Origin of the sequence: Streptomyces sp. NBC_01306, from assembly GCF_026340465.1 — a bacterium.
Taxonomy (GTDB): Bacteria; Actinomycetota; Actinomycetes; order Streptomycetales; family Streptomycetaceae; genus Streptomyces.
In genome coordinates this window covers 5,310,225-5,327,558 of record NZ_JAPEPC010000001.1, presented here as the reverse complement: position 1 = coordinate 5,327,558, position 17,334 = coordinate 5,310,225, and the positions used below count along the sequence as shown (strand labels likewise).

Genomic DNA, 17,334 nt, shown 5'->3' with positions numbered 1-17,334 from the left:
GGCCGCGAGTCCGTACAAGGCGGCTCCGTACAAGGCGGGGTCCATACAAGGCGAATCCGTACGGGGCTGTCCACCGTCCGTGCGACAAGGACAGCCCCGTACGGCCGTGTTGGAGGCAGCGCGCGTACTACGGCTTCTGGAAGCCCGCGCCCTGGAGGATCTTCTGCGCCTCGGGGCTGTCGAGCCAGGTGACGAACGCGGCGGCCGCGGCCGAGTTCTTCGATCCCTTGACGGTCGCCGCCGGGTAGGAGGCGACGGCGTTCTGCGCGTCGGGGATGGTGACCGTGTCGACCTTGCCGGGCGCCGTGGCGGCGTCCGTCTTGTAGACGATGCCCGCGTCGGCCTCGCCCAGCTCGACCTTGGACAGGACGGCGCGGACGTTCACCTCCTGCGAGACCGGCTTCACCTTGATCTTCTGCGCGTCCAGCACCTTCTGGCTGTAGTTGCCCACCGGCACCTGGGGTGCGGCGAGGACGACCTTCAGCTTGCTGTTGGAGAGGTCTTTCAGGCTGTGGACCTTGTCCGGGTTGCCCTTGCGGGTGACGATGACCAGACGGTTCTTGGCGATGATCTCCGGCTTGCCGACCTCGGACTTGAGACCGTCCATGGTCTTGGTGTCCGCCGTGACCAGAGCGTCGGCCGGGTCACCCTGCTTCACCTGGGTGGCGAGGTCCTGGGAGCCGGCGAAGGAGTACTTGATCGTCGTGCCGGGGTGCTCCTTCTCGTACACCTTCTTCGCGGTGCCGAACACATCGGTCAGCGAGGAGGCCGCGAGGACGGTCAGATCGGCCTTCGGCGTACCGGAGGCAGCGGCCTTCGCGCCGGTGTCCTTCTTGCTGTCGTCCTTGCCGCCACAGGCGGCCAGCGGCAGCAGCAGGGCTGCCGTGACGATCGCGGTCGCGGTACGGCGGCGGGTGAAGATGCGAGACATGAGGGTGGAACTCCTTGAGGGACGGGCGGCAGAGGTTGCTGCCCGAGCGGATGGGGATGAGCCACGCCGAATGGGGGCCTCCCGGCTCGGGTTGCTCCGAGGATTCGGGGAAGGGCGACGCCGCTGTGTTGGGGAGCTGATTGCGGGAGCGGGCACCTGAGCCGGCACGGGGCTCAGGTCCTGTCGATGTGCACACTGGTCGACTTGACGCGGGCGGTGGCCTGCATGCCGACCTCCAGGCCGAGTTCCTCGACGGCCTCCCTGGTGAGGAGGGAGACCATCCGGTGAGGGCCGGCCTGGATTTCCACCTGGGCTGCCACATCGCCGAGTTTCACGGCGGTGACGATGCCCGGGAAGGCGTTGCGCGCCGAGGTGTAGGACGCACCGTCCTCGCCTGCTGCGTTCTGCCCGATCTCGATCGAGAAGGCGGCCAGATCGCGTCCGTCGATGAGTCGGCGGCCGGCTTCATCGCGGTGGGTCGCGACTCTGCCGGCATCCGCCCAACGACGAGCGGTGTCGGGGCTGACGCCGAGCAGACGAGCCGCCTGACCGATCGTGTAGGACTGCATATGCGGAAAGATATGCCCAGTTGGCTCGCATTTGCAATTCATCAGGCGAAGCTATATGGCAGATGCCGCAGCCCTTGGAGGAAGACCCGAAGTACCGTTCGGGGACAGGGAGGGCGCGTGGGAACGCGAGCGGAAGGAGGGGGACGTAGCATCGCAAATCCGACATCCCACTCTTCCTGCGAGGTTCCTCCATGTCTCTGAGCATCCGCAACCAGCTCCCCGGCACCGTCACCGGCGTCACCGACGGAGCGGTCATGGCGACCGTCAAGGTGCACCTCGGCGGCGGCCAGGAGGTCACCGCAGCGATCACTCTGGAGGCCGCGCGGGAGCTGGGGATCGCCGAGGGGGTCGCCGTACAGGCCCTGATCAAGTCCACCGAGATCTCCCTGGCGACCGGCACGGTCACCGGGCTGAGCATCCGCAACCGGCTTCCGGGCACGGTCACCGACGTCACGACGGGCGGAGCCATGGCGAGCATCAAGGTCTCCGTCGAAGGAGCCGAGCTGACGGCGGCCATCACCAAGGAGTCGGCCGCCGAGCTCGGTCTCGCACCGGGCTCGTCCGTCATCGCACTCATCAAGTCCACCGAGGTCTCCCTCGCCACGGCGTGACGGCCTCCGCTCCCGCCACTGCGACAGCGGCCCCGGCGGGAGCGGTTGCGGCGGGAACGGACACGAGTACGGGTACGGGTACGGCAGCTACGGCTACAGGTCGGCAAAGGCGCAGCTGCCGACCCAGACACTCGTGATCGCGCTGATGTAGCGCGCGCCGCAGCGGTCGGACGGGACCACCAGCTGACTGCCCGCCATGTCCAGGCCGCGCCCGTCCAGGGCGGTCGCCAGCAGGATCGGCGAGTCGGCGAAGTCCGCGTCGATCTCCGCCCAGGACAGCACCGTACGGTGCCCGTCCCCGCCGGTGACGGCCAGCAGGAAGCGGGAGCGGTCCTTGCGCCGCACCGGATCGAAGGCCGGCCGCGCGTCGCCGACGACGTCGCGCAGCAGCGGCCCTTCGAAGGTGTGGTGCTGCGGGCCGTTCTTGGCGCAGTCGAAGACCACATCCGCCCGGTGCTGCCCCCACCGGGCCCGCAGATCCGCCACCGTCAGCGCTATGGGCCGGATCAACTCGCCTTTGAGCACAAAGCTCTTGGGCGCCAACGGGGCAGCACGGACGGAGCGAGACGGTGCGCTGATTCCACTCATGGGGTTCCCCCTCCAGGCGGGCCACTCGGCGTCCGCCCTTGCCTGGAGCCCATGATGCCCACCGCGCCAGCCCCTGAACCACATATGCGGGACGATTCGGCCCATCAGGCTCGCTGATAGGAGTGAAGAGAGCCCTGAAAGGCGGCATACGCGAGATTCCTGGCGGGGTGGTGCTACTCATCCAGGCCCCGCGCCCGCCGGTCCATGGCAAGCCATACGCGGTCGCGGGTGACCGGAAGCTCGGTGAAGCGGATGCCGGTGGCGTCCCGCAGCGCGTTCGCCAGGGCCGGGGCGACCGGGTTGAACGGGCTCTCGCTCATGGACTTCGCGCCCAGCGGGCCGATCGCGTCGTCGGTCTCCATGAAGTGCACCTCGGTACGGGGCACATCGGCGTAGGCGGGCAGCCGGTACATACGGAAGGCGGGCGTGGTGACCTGGCCGCGGTCTCCGAGCCGTACGTTCTCGAAGAGCGTGGCACCCAGCGCCTGGGCCACACCTCCTTCGACCTGGCCGCGGCACTGCATCGGGTTCATCACCTTGCCCGCGTCCGCCGCGTGCACACTGCGCAGGATGCGGATCTCTCCGCTGCCCGGGTCGACGGCGATCTTGAACCACTGGGCGTTGAACGCCACCGAGCGGGGCGTGCCGCCGAAGTGGCCGTCCTCGGCGAGTTCCTGGCCCGCGGCCTGCGCTGCCGCGTACAACTCCTTGAGCAGCAGGCGGCGTTCACCGCACTCCACGGCTTCCTCGACCAGCCGGCAGTCCTCCTTGGCCACCCCGAGATGGGCGGCGGCGAAGGAGAGCAGCGACGCCGCGAGCGCCTGTGATGCCCGCAGGGTCGCCTTGCCCGCCACCACGGTGCCGGTCGAGCCGAAAGCGCCCGTGTCGTGGCGCACCACATCCGTGTCCGACTGGCGGATGGTGATCTGCTCGACGGTCGTGCCGAGTTCGCCCGCGGCGACCTGCCGGTGCACGGTGGTGGTGCCGTTGCCGAACTCGGCCGTACCGACGGCGAGGTCGAAGGTGCCGTCGGCGAGCAGGGTGACGCGCGCGTCGGCGATGTGGCCGCCGGGCGGTCCGGTGGCGATCATCGAGAGGGCCGAGCCCTCGCCGACGAGCCATCCGGCGGGCACGGAACCGCCCGGCGGCGAGGCCAGCGGACCCTTCGTCTGCCCCTTCTCCTGCTCCTGCTCCTGCTCCTGCTCCTGCTCCTGCTCCTGTGCCGCGCGGACGATACCCAGGCACTGGTCGAGCCCGTAGCTCGCGATGTGCAGGTCCTCCTCCTCACCGTCGGCGGTGATCATCGGCTCGCCCGCCTTGATGATGTTGCGCGCCTTCAGCTCCATCGGGTCCATGTCCAGCTGCCTGGCCAGCTCGTCGAGCACGGACTCCATACCGAAGACGACCTGCCCGAGCCCGTACCCCCGGAACGCGCCCGCCGGAACGGCATGGGTGTAGACCGAGTAACCGTCCGCCTTCTTGTTGGGACAGCGGTACACCGACAGGGACTCGCCGCAGGCGTGGAACATCACGGCCGGGCCGTGGTTCCCGTACGCCCCCGTGTTGGAGACCACCCGCAGCTGGAGCGCGGTGAGCGTGCCGTCGCGCCGGGCCCCGGCCTTGATGCGGATACGGAACGGATGGCGGGTGGTGGCGCCGTAGAACTGCTCTGCCCGGGTGTACTCCAGCTTGACCGGGCGGCCCGTCCGCATCGCGGCGAGCGCGACGATGTCCTCGACGATCATCTCCTGCTTGCCGCCGAACCCGCCGCCGACCCGGCCCGCGACCACGCGCACCTTCTCCAGCGGCAGTTCGAAGAGGACGCAGAGGGCGCGCCGGGTCAGGAACGGGGTCTGGCTGCTCGTCCGTACCATCAGCCGCTGTCCTTCGGGCGGAGCGGGAATCCCGGCCGTGCGGCCGGTGGACCCTTCCTCCTCTTCCCTCTCGGACTCTTCCGCCTCGGGCTCCTTCCCTTCGGGCTCTTTCCCCTCGGGCTGCTTCCCCTCGGCGCTGTCGGCGCTGTCGGCGCGGCCGGCCTCGTCCGTTTCGCCTGCCCTGCTGATCCTGTCGACCCCCACGGCGGAGCCCACCTCGCCGCCCGGGCCCTCGTTCATGGGCTCGAACCAGGCGACCGCCCCATGCGTCTCCAGGCTGGCGTGCTGCACCCGCTGGGTGCGGAAGTCCTGCTCGTACACCACATCGGCCTCGGCGAACCCGGCCTCGACGTCGCCGATCTCCCCGTGCGCCTCACCGACGACGTTGTCCTGCGGGCGGGAGATACGGGCCTTCTTCGCGTCCTTGGCGTGTACGACGGGGGCGCCCGGCAGCATCGCCTCCTCCGGGTCGAACACGGCGGGCAGCACCTCGTAGACGACCTCGATCCGGCGGCACCCCTCCTCGGCGGCCCCCTCGCTGTCGGCGACGACCGCGGCGACGCGCTGGCCGACATAACGCACGGTGTCGTCGAGCAGCCGGGTGTCGTCCGGGTCCTCCTCGGAGTGTTCGTGGCGGGCGGTGGAGTACAGCCGCTCCGGCGCGTCGTAGTGGGTCAGGACGGTGTGCACGCCGGGCACCCGCAGTGCGGCCGAGGTGTCGATGGAGACGATGCGGGCGTGCGCGTGCGGGGAGCGCAGCAGCTTCATGTGCAGCAGTCCCGGCACCTCGATGTCGAAGGTGTAGCGCGCGGTACCGGTGACCACCTGCGGTCCCGCCGGGGCGGGCAGGCTGCGGCCGACGGCCTTGCCCGCGCAGGGCGCCTCCGCGTGCTTGACCCCGCGGATGGAGTCCTCGATCGCCCGGTAGCCGGTGCAGCGGCACAGGTTTCCCTTGAGCGCCCTGGGCAGGTCGGTCAGCTGGTCCTCGTCGAGCGCCGCGGTGGTCATCAGGAACCCGGCGGTGCAGAACCCGCACTGGAAGCCCTGCGCGTCGAGGAACTTCTGCTGTACGGGGTGGAGTTCACCGTCCTCCGCCAGCCCCTCCACGGTGGTGACCGAACGGCCTTCGGCGCGTACGGCGGGGTAGAGGCAGCTGTGCACGGGCTCACCGTCCACATGCACCGTGCACGCCCCGCAGTCCCCCGCGTCGCACCCCTTCTTCACACCGAACCAGCCGCGGTCCCGCAGATAGGTCCGCAGACACTGTCCGGGGCGGGGCTCGGCATCGAACCGCTTCTTGTTCACTTCGATCTCGTAGGTCATCGCGCACCGCCCTCGGTGAGTTCGGAACGGATCTCCTCGGCGAGGCGCAGCGCCATGTGGCGGCGCCACTCGGGGAGCCCGTGAATGTCGTCGAACCAGTCGTCGCCCTGGATCTTCCGCAGGATCGCCGCGCGCAGTTCGGCCGCTGTCGGCGGCAGCGGAAACCAGAACCGGAACGGCCGTACGGTCGAGGCCGTGACGGTGATGGCCAGCGAGCCGTCCAGCGGGTCGAGCGCACCGACGATCAGCGAGCCGGAGCGGCCGAGCCCGTAGAGCGACGCCTGCCGGAACGCCGTACGGGAGGCGAGTGCGCGGGCGGGCAGGGTGACCGAGCGGAGCAACTCCCCCTGGCCCAGGTTCTTGACCCCGGCACCGATGATGAAGTCGGTGACCGGCAGGCGGCGCAGGGATCCGTCCTGCGCGCGGAGCAGGCAGACGCCGTCGAGCCCGGCGGTGAGCGAGATCATCGGGCCGGCCGGCAGACCGTTGCAGAGGTTCCCGCCGAGGGTCGCCATGTTCCAGATCTTGAACGAGGCGAGGAAGGCCCGGCAGCACTGCTCGACGAGTGGCGCCGCGGGGGCCTGCCAGGACTTCCCGAACCGGGAGAGCTGCGCGATCGTGCAGGTCGCCGCGATCTCCAGATCGCCGTTCGGCAGCTCCTTCAGCGGCTCCCAGCCCATCCGGCTGAGGTCGATCAGCCGCCGCAGCCGGGGCTGGGGCTCGGAGAAGAGGTAGGTGCCGCCGCCCAGCCAGTAGTCGCCGGGCCGCCATACCGGCTTGGTGCGCGCGTCGCACACGTCGGCCACTGTGTTGAGGTCCATACCGCTCCCCCTTTTTCCTTCTCCGGGCTCTTCGCGCTCCCGGCTCGTGCTCCCGGTTCGTGCTGCTCGGGGTTTCCGCTTCTCGGGCCGCCGCCGCTTCGGGCGGCGCTCCGCGGGCCGCCTGGACTGTGTCCGGCGCCCGCACCGTTGGCACGTACTCCGTCAGTGAAGCAACGCGCCACGGTCCGGCACGACTGGTTTCAGCCACGGAAATCCGCCAGGTCCCCAGCACGATGGTTGGATGATCAACCAAGAGGCATTCCGGCACGGCTCCCTAGCATTTACGATGGCTCCACTCGCACTCGCCTAGTGAATGTGAGATGCCGGATCTTCAGGTCGGGCGCCGCACAAGGAGCCAGAGCATGCACGTCGAACAACTTCTCCAGCTCGAATCGCTCGATCTGGCCCTGCTCTGGGGGGAGCGCCCGCTCCTCACCCGGGAAATCAGCGGTGTCACCGCGACGGACCTGGAGGACCCGGCACGCTTCCTCCAGCAGGGCGAGATCGTGCTGAGCGGGCTGGTCTGGTGGAGCCCCGGCGACAGCCCGGCGAAGACCGACCACTTCGTCTCGGCGCTCCGCTCGGCCGGGGCGACAGCGCTCCTCGCGGGGGAGGAGACCCACGGCACCGTCCCCGGAGTCCTGGTCGACTCCTGCCGCGAACACGGCGTCCCGCTGCTCTCCGTACCGGCCCAGACGAGCTTCCGCGCCATCACCGAGGCGGTCTATCTGCGCCAGTGGGGCGACCTCAGCCGCCGCCCGGCCCACCACTACGCGCTGCCCGAGAACGTCCGGACGGAGCTGGCCAGGCTGCTCGCGGACGGCGCGGGCCCCGACGAACTCCTGGACCGCGCCTTCGCCCACCTCGGCCGGCTGCCCTGCTACCTGCTCGCGGCCGGGGGCCGCACCCTCGGCCGTACGCCGTCCGCCCCCGAGCTGCCCGTACAGCGGGCCGCCGGGCTGCTGCGGGACACCGCCCGGGACACCACCCGGGTCGCCCTGCGCATCGAGGCGGACTCGGGCCCCTACGACACCTGGCACCTCTACCTCCCCGACCCGGCGGAGGCCCCGCCGCGCGTACTCCACGAGATCGCCGACGTGATGGCCCAGTACCGTCACGCCCTCGACCGCCACCGGGCGGCGGAGCGGCGGACGGCCGACGAACTGCTGGCCCTGGTCGACTCCCCGGTGGCCGACGCGACGGCGCTGGACTCCGCGCTGACCGCCTGCGGGCTCCCGGCGCACGGCCACTACCGCGTGATCGTCGCCACGCTGGGTGCCTACGGATCGCAGCAGAACGAGGGGACCGGCGCGCGGGCCGCGCTCACCGAGGCGCTGAGCCATGCCGCGGCCGGCCCGTTCGCCGTGGGGCTGCGGCCGGGCGGCGCGGCGGTGGCCGTCCTGCACACCGGCCAGGACGGCGACCGCCGCACCGCCGGGCGGCCCGCGGTCGACCAGGCATGGTCACTGCTGCACGCCTGCGCCCCGGAGACACCGCTGCACGCCGGCATCAGCGACAGCACCCCGGGGCCCAGCGGCCTCAACTCCGCTCTCGGGCAGGCGCGTTACGCCCTGGCGGCGGCCGCCACCGCCGACGCCGGAGCCGACCGGGTCACCGCGGTCGACGACCTCACCTCACTGGACGCACTGCTGGCGGGCATCCCCACCGACGTACGCACGGCCTTCAGCGCCAACGCCCTGGGCCCCCTGTCCGACAGCTCCAGCAGCTCGCACCGGGTGCTGCTGGAGACACTGGAGGCCTTCCTCGACCACAACTGCTCCTGGACCCGCACCGCGGAGGCCCTGCATCTGCACGTCAACACGGTGCACTACCGCATCCAGCGCGTGGAGGCCCTGACCGGCCGCGGGCTCTCCAACCTGGACGACAAACTCGATCTGCACGCGGCACTGAAGTGCCGCTGACGGACCGCCGCTGACGCCCTCCGTCGCCGGCTCTCACGGCCTGCGGTCTCTCAGGCGTCCAGGGCGGTGATGGCATCGGCCAGGCGGTGCAACTGGCGAGCGAGCCGGGTGCGTTCGGCGGGCGGGAACTGCGCCAGGGTGCGGGTCTGGCGTTCGGCCCGTGCCGCCCACTGATCCACCGGCTACCGGCTACCGGCTACTGCCTGTCGATATGAACGTTGGTCGACTTCACGCGCGCCGTCGCGGTCACCCCGACGACGAGCCCCAGCTCATCGACGGCCTCCCGGCTCACCAGGGAGACCAGCCGGTGCGGCCCGGACTGGATCTCGACCTGGGCGACCACGTCGTCAACGACGACCCGGGTGACGATCCCCGCGAAGGAGTTCCGTACGGAGGTGTGGACCTCCCCCGGCACCGGATGCAGGCCCTCGGCCCGCCCCTTGGCGAAGGCGGCGAGGCTCACCCCGTCGATGACGCGGTTCCCCGAACCGTCCCGGTCCATGGCGATCTGCCCCCCGTCGGCCCAGCGGCGGACGGTCTCAGGACTCACACCGAGCAGTCCCGCTGCCTGGCCAATGCTGTACGACGGCATTCCAGCACCCTAGAGCCTCCCGTCCCGATGGCGGACGACGGCGTCATGGTGCGGGTGGTGTCGGCACGTTCCGCTGTGCGCGCGGCGACGAGGGCGGCACCGGTGTCGGCGGTGCGGCCGCACCGGCCGCACCGGGCAGGGCTTGCGTATCCGGCATAGCATGTTGCCCGTGCCGCAAGACGATGGGGAGTTCGACCGCCTCGTACGCCAACGGATCCGCGCGCTGCGCGTGGCGCAGGGCTGGTCTCTGGACGAGCTGGCCACCCGCGCCCGGCTCAGCCCCTCCACGCTCAGCCGGATCGAGAACGGTCAGCGCCGCCTCGCTCTGGACCAGCTCTTCACCCTCGCCCGCGCGCTGGACACCACGCTCGACCAACTGATCGAGACGGCCACGGACGACGTCATCTCCAGCCCGGTGATCGACTCCGCCCACCAGCTGATGCGCTGGCCCGTCCGGGCGGACCCGGGCATGAGCGTCGTACGCCGGCGCATGACGAACCCACCGCCCGACAGCCCGTCACGTATGCGCGCCCACCCGGGGCGCGAATGGTTCGTCGTCCTCTCCGGCACTGCCGTGCTGCTCCTGGGCGACCGGCGCTTGCGGGTGGAGACCAACCAGGCCGCCGAGTTCCCCACGATGGTCCCGCACGCCATCGGTGCCGCAGGCGGGCCGTGCGAGGTCCTCGGCATCTTCGACCGCGACGCCCGCCGCGGCCACCAGCGCGACGACGACAGCACCGGGGACCCGGACAGCCCGTCGCGTTGATCCCGGCCGCCCCCCCTGCGGCCCCCGGCGACTCCTCGCCGCGGCGCCTCCCTAGCTCATTCCGTAGCCCATTCCGTGCCGGCTGCTTGCGCGGCCGGCACGGAAAGCGTCCACCCTCTTGCTCTTCCGGGAAGCGACCGGGCCGCACCCACGTGATCCTCGTAGCGTGGGCGCCATGACACACCCCTCCCCGCACGCGGCGCACGACCACGGCGCCCACCCGGCCCACGCACCGGAGCACGACACCGACGGCCAGGCGGAGCTTCTCGACCTGGACGCCGAGGTGCTCGCCGAACACACCGCCTCCATCACCGCATGGCTGCCCGTCGCAGCCGACCCCCGCCACATCGTGGATCTGGGCTGCGGAACGGGAGCCGGCACCCTCGCACTGCTCAAGCGCTTTCCCCGGGCCGTTGTGACCGCGGTCGACACCTCGGCCGACCACCTGCAACGCCTGCGGCACAAGGCCGGGGCAGCGGGCCTCGCCGACCGGGTGCACACCGTGGAGGCCGACCTCGACAGGGCCTGGCCAGAGCTCGGCACGCCCGAACTGGTGTGGGCATCAGCCTCCATGCACCACATGGCCGACCCCGACCGCACCCTGCGCCGGGTCCACGACACACTCGCCCCCAACGGGCTGTTCGCCGTCGTCGAACTGGCAGGCTTCCCGCGCTTCCTGCCCGAGAACGCCCCGGCAGACCGTCCCGGACTCGAAGAACGCTGCCACACCGCACTCGACCGCCACCATGCCGAGCAGGTGCCCCACCGCGGCGCCGACTGGGGGCCGAAGCTGACCGCCGCGGGCTTCACCGTCGAGGGCGAACGCGTCGTCACCGTCAACATCGGCCCACCCCACACCGAGGCCGTCGGCCGCTACGCACTCGGCAGCCTGACCCGCATACGCGGCGGCGTCGCCGAGACGCTGCCGGCCGAAGACCTCGCCGCTCTCGACCGACTGCTCGACACCGAGAGCCCCCACAGCATCCTGCGCCGCGACGACCTGACCGTACGCACCGAGCGCACGGTGTGGGCCGCCCGCCGCCCCTGAGCACCGCGCCCCGCTCCCCCTCCGGCAGACCGCGGAGAGGGAGCGGGGCGATGGGAACCGACCGGATCAGACGGACGACCGGTACCTTCGGCGGATCAGCCAGGCCCCGCAGCAGGCAACGGCCGCGGCCAGACCGCCGCCCGCGAGCGCGGCCGGTGTGCTCGCCGGTGTGCTCGCGGATGTGCTCGCCGTCGCCGATGTGCGGTGGTCCGGGCCCGCCGAAGAAGCCGAGGCACCCGTCGGGAAGCCGCCGATCATGCCCGCCTTCCGGTAGCCGGAGCCGGGGAGCTTGTCGGCGTACCGGCTGTGGACGAGCTTCCGGTACGTGGCGAGCGGCACGCCCGCCTTGCCGACTTCGGCGCGGGCCGGGCCGTTCAGCGGCAGGACGTCGCCGCTGTGGACCCGGTACCAGGCCGTGGTCTGCGGCTCGGAGAAGACCAGGTCGCCGTGGGCCCGGCCGGGGTACGAGACCTCGTCCGAGCCGGAGATCGTGTTGATGACGGACCAGTGGCCCGAGTGCTGGTCCCGGCCGATCCAGACGCTCGCCGGCACGCCCTTGGCCGAGGTCGCCCCGACGGCCGCGAAGGCGAACCGGGCGACCGGCACGGACGCCGAACCACCCTTGACGAAGGCCGGGTTGAGGACGTACACCGCCTGAGCCGTACGGGAGACCCGGGGGTTCTCCTTGGCGGCGGCAGCGGCGAGCGCCTTCTCGGCGTGCGGTACCAGGCCCTTGTCGCCCGCGGTCCGCGCGTCGAGCTGGGCGAAGAACGTGGCGAGACCGCTGACCGCAGGACCGGTCGACGCCGCCGAAGCGGCACCGGCCAGCTCGGCCGGGGACGGAGCTGCGGGCCCGGCCGGAGCGGGCGCCGCGAACGCCGTTCCGGAGGCCAGCGCCAGAGCGATCACGGCCAGTGGCGCGGCGAGCAGCCGCGACCGTACACGGGAGTTCGATTCGGTGGTGGTCATCGCGCGCCTCACCTCTCCCCGTACAGGGACTGGCCCCACTGGAACTGGGAGTTGCTGACGTAGCTGCTGTAATTCATCTGCCCGTAGCGGGGGTTGGACGGCCACGGGTCGGCGTACAGGAGGGTCTGACTGCTCGCGTCGTACCCGTACAGGACGTTCGCGTGCCCGCCGCCCGCTGTCCAGTAGATGCCGGCCTCCACGGGCGAACCGGCGTCGATGGACCGGGCGACGGTACTGAAGGACGCGGCGCCGGTGACCTGGCCGACGCTCGTCATCCCGGTTCCGGCCCAGGCGTTCTGCACATCGGTCAGTTCACCGGGCTGGTTGGGGCAGGGGGTACCGGCCGGAAGGCCGCGGGCGTAGTCGCAGAACGTGTTCTGGCTGACGCCGCTGCCGTGGCCGAGGAACTGCGCGATGGACAGGCCGGTGGCATCCCAGCACCACTCGTCCTGCTGCTGGGTCTGCTCGGTGAAGTCGAGCTGCCCGGACGCGCCGTACGACGTGCCGCGCCCGGCGGCCTGGGCGGAACCGGAGGAGGCTGCGGAGGCGGACGCCGCGCAGGGTATGAGCAGCCCGACGGCGGCGAGGGCCGCCAGGAGCAGGTTCCGCGTACGGCGACCGGACAACTGCGCCGTGGGGGGCGGGGAAGCGGCTCGATCCGGTGGGGTACCGCGTTTCCGGAGGGTCATCGTCACTCCTGACTCGGTCAACTCGACGCCCGGGGAGCAGGCGCTTCGAGTGGGGGGATTGAGGGAGGTGCGGGTACGGAGGAAGGTGCGGGTGAGGAACGTCTGGACCATAGGAGCGGCCGGCCCCGCGCAGCACCCCTGCTGACCGAAGGCAAGGGGTTCCCCCGTACCCACCGCCCCCTGGGGCCTTCCGTCCGGATCGGGCCGGGAGCCGTCCGGCGGCCGGTCACGGGGCGGGACCGGTGCTTGCCCGCACCTCTTGACGCCCGTCAGGGCGAGGGCCACCATGCTCCCCACCGGTCCTGGGACGAGCCGAACCCGGCCGGCGACGACGAGGAAGCCCATGCCCAACACCGTGCAGGGGGAGCGCCGGGAGATCATCGACCGGCTCGACAGTGAACTCGCCGCCCACGGTGGCGTTCTGCTGCACGGCCCCGCCGGCATCGGCAAGACCTTCGTGGCCCACGCGCTCGCCGACCGCGGCAGGACCCGTGGTGACCTGGTTCTTCTCACGGGCCCCGAGGAGGCCGAGCGGCTGCTGCCGTACTCGGCGGTCGCCGATCTCTTCCGTACGCTGAACGACGGTCAGCTGCACGCACTCCCCGCCCCGCAGCGCTCGGCCCTGCGCGGCGTGCTGCGCCGTGAGCCGGCAGCTCCGGAGGGGCCCGATCCCGTGGCGCTGCGCCTGGCCGTGGTGACGCTGCTGGTCTCGCTCGGCGCGGGCCGCCCGGTGCTGCTGGTGATCGACTCGGCGCAGCTGGTCGACGCGGCCAGCGCGCAGCTCCTGGCCTTCGCCGCCCGCAGGACGGACCCGGCACGGGTGCGGACGCTGGTCACCGAGACCACCGCACCCGGCGCCGCTCCCGCCGCCGGGCCCGCGCTGTGTCCGCGGACGGCGCGGGAGTTCGTACTGCCGCCGCTGTCCCTCACGGAACTGTCCGGATGGCCCGGGAACCACGGACTCCCCCACTGGCTGCTGCGCGAGGTGTACGGAACGAGCGCGGGCAACCCACTGTTCGCGCTGGAGCTGATCCGCGCCGCCACCGCCCTGCCGGAGCCGCCGGCCAGGGACGATCCGCTGCCGCTGACGGAGCGGTTGCATGTGCTGCTGGGGCGGCGGCTGGGCGATCCGGGACCGGACGACCGGTGGGTCCTGCTGCTGGCGGCGCTCACGACGGAGCCGACGCCCGGTCTGCTGCGCCGGGCCGTCACCGACCCCGTGACACCGGGGCCCCGGCTGTCCGCCGCGGACGTCGATCCGGTCGTCTCCGGGGCGTGCCGGGCCGGGCTCCTCACCGGGGACGGGGATGCGCTCCGGTTCGCCCATCCGATGCTCGCCGCCGCGCTGCGGAGCTGCCCCGCCGCCGACCTCCGTGCCGCGCACGCCTGCCTCGGCGGGGCCGTGACCGATCCGCTCGAACGCGTACGCCATCTCGCGCTGGCCGCCACGGGCCCGGACGGGGCGCTGGCAGACGCGCTGGCCGCGGGCGCGGAACAGGCGCGCCGCCGGGGGGCCAAGGAGACCGCGGCGCAGCTCGGGCGGCTGGCGCTCCTGCGGACTCCCGCCACGCAGGGCGCAGTACTCGTCGAGCGGGCCCTCGCCGGAGCCCAACTGGCGTACGACGCGGCCGACTACGAGCTGACCCGCGAGCTGGCGCGTTCCGCGCTGCGGGGCGCGGCATCACCCGCTCAGCGCGTCCAGGCGTGTCTGCTCGTCATCCACGCCTCCAACCAGGCGCTGCACGAGGCGGCGGAGGTCTTCGACGAGATGCTGGTGAGCGTCGGCGACGACCTGGGGCTGCATGCCCAACTGCACTACGCGCGGGCGCTGCGGGCGCACATCACGGACGGCGAGACGGCGCTGGCCCGGGTCGAGGCGGCGCGGGCGGCGGCGCTGGCCCGCCGGGCCACCGACCGTACGACCGAGCTGATGGCGCTGTCCCTTGAGGCGTTCACGGCAGCGGTGCTGGGCCGGGCCGACGCGGCCGAGCCGCTGGCACGGGCGCTGTCGACCCCGCAGGACAGCGGCCTCTCGGGCGGTCACAACGGTCCCAGAGCGATCAAGGCGAGGCTCGACCTGTTCGCCGACCGCCATCAGGAGGCCGCCGGTGCACTCACGCTGCTGCTCCAGCGGGCCAGGGACAGCGGCACGGTGGAGGACGTGATCTTCCTGCTCTGCGCGTCGATCGATGTCGATCTGCGGGCCGGACGGAGTGCGGCGGCTCTGGCGTCGGCCGGTGAGGTGTCCCGGCTGAGCCGGGAGATCGGGGTCCGGCTCGGCCCGGTGCCGCACAGCCTGGCGCTCGCCGAGGCGGCGGGCGGCGAGCTGTCCCGGGCGGCCGCGCTGGCCCGCGAGGGGGTGGCGGTCGCCCGCTCCCGGCACGACCAGATCTTCCTGCCGCTGGCCCTCTGCGCCCTGGGTCATGTGCAGGCGCGCTCCCAGGATCCGGCAGGCGCAGTCGAGACCCTGGGCCAGGCGCGGGACATAGCCGAACGGCGGGGAATCGTCGACCCGTTGGCCGTCCCGTGGGCCGTCGACCTCACCGAGGCGCTGGTCGCCGTCGGGGACCACGAGCGGGCCGAATCCGTGGCCGGTGAGGCACTCCTGACGGCGGACCGGCTGTCGCGGCACGGGGTGTCGGCGTCGCTGCGCCGCGCGAGAGCGCTGTGCCGGGCAGCGGGTACGGACCGTGCGGCGGCCCGCGAGGCGGTGACCGAACTCCACCGGGCGGCCGACTGCCACCGGGACGCCGGGCTGCTGATCGAATACGGCCGTGACCTGCTGGCACTGGGCACGGTCGAATGGCGCCAGCGGCACACGACGGCAGCGGCCACCGCATGGCGCCGGGCGGCCACCGTATTCCGGGACTGCGCCGCACACCCCTGGCTGCGTCAGGCGGCGGCCGAACTGTCCAGGACCGGACGCCCCACGGCCGGCCCTCACGGTGGCATGGAGGGCGACCCCGCCCCCACGCTGACGGGCATCGAGCACCGGATCGCCACCATGGTCGCCGCGGGCTCGACCAACCGGGAGGTGGCCACGGGTCTGTTCCTGGCGGTGAAGACAGTGGAGTCGAGCCTCACCAGGATCTACCGCAAACTGGGCGTCCGGTCCCGCACGGAACTGGGCGTCCTGCTGAGAACTCCGCCGGGACTGCCGCGCTGAGCGCCGGGCGGCCCTCACCTCCTGCGCCGAGGACGGTCGTAGGGGCGGCGTTACGACGGCGCCGTGGTTGGGTGGGCGGGTGACGACCACCGCATCGCAGGAAGCGTTCCTCCAGTCCTTCCACGCCGAGCACCCGGCAGTGACCGCAGAGGCGTTCGGCGGCGGCCGGGCTCCGGACGGCCGGTCCAGTTACCAGATCCTGTGCGACCGGGTGGCCGGAAGCAGGCGCGTACTGGACCTCGGCTGTGGCGATGGCCCGCTGCTGGAACTCCTGGCCAGGACCGACGGGAGAGAGCTCGCCGGGGTGGACCTGTCCCCGCAGTCACTGGCGCTGGCACGGCGCCGGCCGTCGCTGTCCGGGGCGAGGCTGGAGGAGGGCCGGGCCCAGCAACTCCCCTTCGGGGACGGCAGCTTCGATGCCTGCGTCTCCCATATGGCGCTGATGCTGATGGCCGAGATCGACGAGGTCGTGGCCGAGGTCGCCCGCGTACTGTCTCCGGGCGGGGTGCTGGCCTGTGTGCTGGGGAAGGGCGCTCTGGGCGGCGAAGCCTATGAGCGCTTCATCGGGCTGCTGCGGTCCGCGGTGCGGGAGCTGCCCGCATCGCGGCGCGTTCCACCGCTGGGAGACCGGCGGACCCGCAGTCGTGACGGGCTCGACGAGATCCTCGGGCCGGCGGGCTTCACAGCGGTGGACTGGGAGAGCGTTCCCATCGATCTGAGTGGTCCGGTGGAGCAGGTGTGGGGCTCCGTGTCCGGTCTCTACGACCTCGGCCCCCTCGACCGGGCCACCGTGGAGCGTCTGCGGGCGGCCTTCTTCGCCGAGGTGAGGGAGATGACGACGCCGGACGGGCAGGTTCCGTGCGTCTTCACGGTCAATGTCGCGACGGCGCGGCTGCGTTAGAGGGGCTCGGGCCGTTGGGTCCTCGGGCCGTTGAGTCCTCGTGCCGTCGGGTCGGTCGCGCCGGTGGTGCGTCAGGCCTGGCTCTGGCTGCGCGTGAACACCGAGCGCAGGGTGGTGGCGTAGCCCACGACTCCGATGAGCAGGAGTCCGCAGACGCCTTGTTCGATCTTCATCCACTCGGGGAAGCCCCCGGGCAGCGCGACGATGACGACGATGACCGCGATCATCACGGACGAGATCACCGTCAGACGGCGCCAGGCTCCCCGGGCGCCTCGTGCGGCGCGGGCGGCGAAGGCGTACAGCAGCACGGAGCTGGCCGCCACGATCGAACCGCGGATCCATACGGCGGAGTTCACCGCCGCGTGGTCGTTGCGCAGCAGCACGACCGCCAGGAGCGTCAGCACGCTCAGGCCGAGGTAGGTGCCGACCAGCAGTTTGATTCTCCGGAACGTCTCCTTGGTACGAGGCTGTTCCAGGCTCCGCGAACTCGGCGTGTTCATCGTGCTCGGCCTCCTTGAGGTCCTCGGGTCCGGTCAGCCCCCGCCCGGCCGGGGTGCCGCCGGG

General features: G+C 71.9%; 16 protein-coding genes. 6 read left to right on the top strand and 10 right to left on the bottom strand.

Annotation, left to right across the window (positions count from 1 at the left end; genetic code table 11):
- Positions 1–127 precede the first annotated feature (127 nt).
- The gene (modA, locus tag OG385_RS23450) at positions 128–931 is read right to left on the bottom strand and encodes a molybdate ABC transporter substrate-binding protein (protein WP_266857357.1); all 804 of its coding nucleotides are present in this window, start codon (positions 929–931) and stop codon (positions 128–130) included.
- Positions 932–1,104: 173 nt separating this feature from the next.
- Positions 1,105–1,500: a molybdopterin-binding protein gene (locus OG385_RS23445; RefSeq protein WP_266857355.1), complete on the bottom strand. Its 396-nt coding sequence runs from the start codon at positions 1,498–1,500 to the stop codon at positions 1,105–1,107.
- Between the two features lie 191 nt (positions 1,501–1,691).
- Between OG385_RS23445 and OG385_RS23440 the strand changes: the two genes are divergently transcribed.
- Positions 1,692–2,111: a molybdopterin-binding protein gene (locus tag OG385_RS23440; protein ID WP_266857353.1), complete on the top strand. Its 420-nt coding sequence runs from the start codon at positions 1,692–1,694 to the stop codon at positions 2,109–2,111.
- A gap of 93 nt (positions 2,112–2,204) precedes the next feature.
- Here the strand turns inward: OG385_RS23440 and OG385_RS23435 are convergent, their stop codons facing one another.
- The 3 genes from OG385_RS23435 to OG385_RS23425 form a co-directional block, all read right to left on the bottom strand.
- Positions 2,205–2,699, bottom strand: coding sequence for a molybdopterin-dependent oxidoreductase (locus tag OG385_RS23435; RefSeq protein WP_266857351.1), 495 nt, complete (start codon positions 2,697–2,699; stop codon positions 2,205–2,207).
- A 173-nt stretch (positions 2,700–2,872) separates the two neighbouring features.
- Complete coding sequence (locus OG385_RS23430; protein ID WP_266857349.1) at positions 2,873–5,896, bottom strand: molybdopterin-dependent oxidoreductase; 3,024 nt, start codon at positions 5,894–5,896, stop codon at positions 2,873–2,875.
- Complete coding sequence (locus tag OG385_RS23425; protein ID WP_266857347.1) at positions 5,893–6,717, bottom strand: xanthine dehydrogenase family protein subunit M; 825 nt, start codon at positions 6,715–6,717, stop codon at positions 5,893–5,895. Before OG385_RS23425 ends, OG385_RS23430 begins: the two co-directional genes overlap by 4 nt.
- 362 nt (positions 6,718–7,079) lie before the next feature.
- Between OG385_RS23425 and OG385_RS23420 the strand changes: the two genes are divergently transcribed.
- Positions 7,080–8,639, top strand: a complete 1,560-nt coding sequence (locus OG385_RS23420; protein ID WP_266857346.1) for a PucR family transcriptional regulator — start codon at positions 7,080–7,082, stop codon at positions 8,637–8,639.
- Between the two features lie 50 nt (positions 8,640–8,689).
- Here OG385_RS23420 and OG385_RS23415 read toward each other — a convergent pair whose 3' ends face one another.
- A complete protein-coding gene (locus OG385_RS23415) occupies positions 8,690–8,818 on the bottom strand; it encodes a hypothetical protein (RefSeq protein ID WP_266857344.1) in 129 nt (42 codons plus the stop codon).
- A gap of 17 nt (positions 8,819–8,835) precedes the next feature.
- Positions 8,836–9,231: a molybdopterin-binding protein gene (locus OG385_RS23410; protein ID WP_266857342.1), complete on the bottom strand. Its 396-nt coding sequence runs from the start codon at positions 9,229–9,231 to the stop codon at positions 8,836–8,838.
- Between the two features lie 160 nt (positions 9,232–9,391).
- Here OG385_RS23410 and OG385_RS23405 point away from each other — a divergent pair, with 160 nt between their 5' ends.
- Both OG385_RS23405 and OG385_RS23400 read left to right on the top strand, forming a co-directional pair.
- Positions 9,392–9,997, top strand: a complete 606-nt coding sequence (locus tag OG385_RS23405) for a helix-turn-helix domain-containing protein (RefSeq protein ID WP_266857340.1) — start codon at positions 9,392–9,394, stop codon at positions 9,995–9,997.
- A 175-nt stretch (positions 9,998–10,172) separates the two neighbouring features.
- The gene (locus tag OG385_RS23400) at positions 10,173–11,045 is read left to right on the top strand and encodes a trans-aconitate 2-methyltransferase (RefSeq protein ID WP_266857338.1); all 873 of its coding nucleotides are present in this window, start codon (positions 10,173–10,175) and stop codon (positions 11,043–11,045) included.
- Positions 11,046–11,111: 66 nt separating this feature from the next.
- On the opposite strand, the gene OG385_RS23395 is transcribed toward OG385_RS23400, so the two are convergent.
- Both OG385_RS23395 and OG385_RS23390 read right to left on the bottom strand, forming a co-directional pair.
- Complete coding sequence (locus OG385_RS23395) at positions 11,112–12,014, bottom strand: hypothetical protein (protein ID WP_266857336.1); 903 nt, start codon at positions 12,012–12,014, stop codon at positions 11,112–11,114.
- An 8-nt stretch (positions 12,015–12,022) separates the two neighbouring features.
- Positions 12,023–12,703: a papain-like cysteine protease family protein gene (locus tag OG385_RS23390; RefSeq protein ID WP_266857335.1), complete on the bottom strand. Its 681-nt coding sequence runs from the start codon at positions 12,701–12,703 to the stop codon at positions 12,023–12,025.
- Between the two features lie 343 nt (positions 12,704–13,046).
- On the opposite strand from OG385_RS23390, the gene OG385_RS23385 reads away from it, so the two are divergent.
- Together OG385_RS23385 and OG385_RS23380 are read left to right on the top strand one after the other, a co-directional pair.
- On the top strand, positions 13,047–15,869 hold the full coding sequence (locus OG385_RS23385) for a LuxR family transcriptional regulator (RefSeq protein ID WP_266857333.1): 2,823 nt from the start codon (positions 13,047–13,049) through the stop codon (positions 15,867–15,869).
- 79 nt (positions 15,870–15,948) lie between these two features.
- Positions 15,949–16,770: a class I SAM-dependent methyltransferase gene (locus OG385_RS23380; protein WP_266857331.1), complete on the top strand. Its 822-nt coding sequence runs from the start codon at positions 15,949–15,951 to the stop codon at positions 16,768–16,770.
- A 71-nt stretch (positions 16,771–16,841) separates the two neighbouring features.
- On the opposite strand, the gene OG385_RS23375 is transcribed toward OG385_RS23380, so the two are convergent.
- Entirely contained in the window at positions 16,842–17,270 is a 429-nt protein-coding gene (locus tag OG385_RS23375) for a hypothetical protein (RefSeq protein WP_266857329.1), read from the bottom strand.
- Positions 17,271–17,334: the final 64 nt, after the last annotated feature.